The 354-nt window shown below is 62.4% G+C and carries 1 protein-coding gene; it reads left to right on the top strand.

Annotated features, from left to right (window positions below; translation table 11 throughout):
* Positions 1-18 precede the first annotated feature (18 nt).
* Complete coding sequence (locus tag AC1D0P_RS32670) at positions 19-153, top strand: transporter substrate-binding domain-containing protein (RefSeq protein ID WP_477680513.1); 135 nt, start codon at positions 19-21, stop codon at positions 151-153.
* Positions 154-354 lie beyond the last annotated feature (201 nt).

The raw sequence follows: 354 nt of genomic DNA, 5'->3' as shown, positions 1-354 counted from the left end.
GAGGTTCTCGGACAGGGCATCGGCGGCGGTCTGCGCAAGGAGGATACGGCACTGCTGGCCAAGCTGAACGCCGCCATCGCCGCCGTCAGGGCCAGCGGAAAATACGCCGAAATCTCCAAGAAATACTTCGATTTCGACCCCTACGGCGAGTGATCCCGATAGGCGGGCGCCATGCGGTGTCCCGCCTCGTCCATCCTCCTCAAGACGATAGCGCTTGAGCCGCAGCGACCTCGATCGGCTGCCCAGGAACAGTCTTCATGTCGACAAACCCATCCCTTCTGGCACTGCTCTCTCCCTATCCGCCGGGATGGGGCGGCGTGCTGCTTTCAGGCGCGGTATCCACCATCCTGATCT

The organism is Polaromonas sp. P1_G2 (assembly GCF_056405515.1).
Note: the sequence above shows the minus strand (reverse complement) of the source record. Positions and strands in the feature narration are given on the sequence as shown.